The sequence below is a fragment of the Rhizobacter sp. P5_A1 genome, assembly GCF_056400745.1.
Window position 1 is genome coordinate 1 of record NZ_JBFUKR010000076.1, and the last position, 942, is coordinate 942.

Below are 942 nucleotides of genomic sequence, written 5' to 3' on the forward strand. Positions count from 1 at the left end.
CTACTTGGGCGCGACGAACCCGGCCGCCTTGTAGACAGCGTCGATCGTCGGCTTGCCGACGCGCGCTTCCATCTCCTTGTGGACCGGCATCAGCGCCTTCTTCCACTCGTTGGTCTCGTCCGGCGTCAGCGTGTAGATCGTGCTCTTGCCGCTGGCCTTGATCTTGTCGAGCGAGATCGTGTTCTCGGTCGCGGCGATCGCGTTGGCGTAGGTCGTCGCGTCCTTCATCGCGCCTTCGAGCGTGGTGCGGATGTCGGCCGGCAGGCCGTCCCAGAACTTCTTGTTGACGATCACCGCGTAGGCGAGGTGGCCGTGGTTCGAGATCGTGATGTGCTTCTGCACCTCGTAGATCTTCTGCGTGAAGAAGTTCGACGGCACGCCCTCGGTGCCGTCGACGACGCCCGACTGCAGGCCCTGGTACAGCTCGCTGAACGCCATCACCTGCGGGATCGCGCCGAGCGCGCGCATCTGCGCCTCCAGCACCTTGGACGACTGGATCCGCATCTTCATGCCCTTGAAGTCGGCCACTTTGTGCAGCGGCTTGTTCGCGCTCATGATGTGGAAGCCGTTGTCCCAGAAGCCCAGGCCGTGGATGCCCTTGGGCTCGAGCTTCTGGAACAGCCCGGCGCCGACCGGGCCTTCGGTGACGGCCTTGAACGCRGCCGTGTCCTTGAAGATGAACGGCAGGTCGAAGACTTCGAATTCCTTCACGCCGAGCGGGCCGAACTTCGCGAGCGAGGGTGCCAGCATCTGCACCGAGCCGAGCTGCAGCGCCTCGAGTTCTTCCTTGTCCTTGTAGAGCTGGCTGTTCGGGTAGACCTCGACCTTGACCTTGCCCTTGGTGCGCTCTTCGGCGAGTTCCTTGAACTTGATCGCGCCCTTGCCCTTCGGCGTGTCGGGGGCGACGACGTGGCTGAACTTGATGACGATCGGCGCCTGAGC

Annotated in this window: 1 protein-coding gene; it reads right to left on the reverse strand. The window is 63.5% G+C overall.

What is annotated here, in order from left to right; translation table 11 throughout:
* Window positions 1-942: TRAP transporter substrate-binding protein (locus tag AC1DTW_RS28115; protein WP_477985333.1), on the reverse strand; the 942-nt coding region annotated here is incomplete at its 5' end.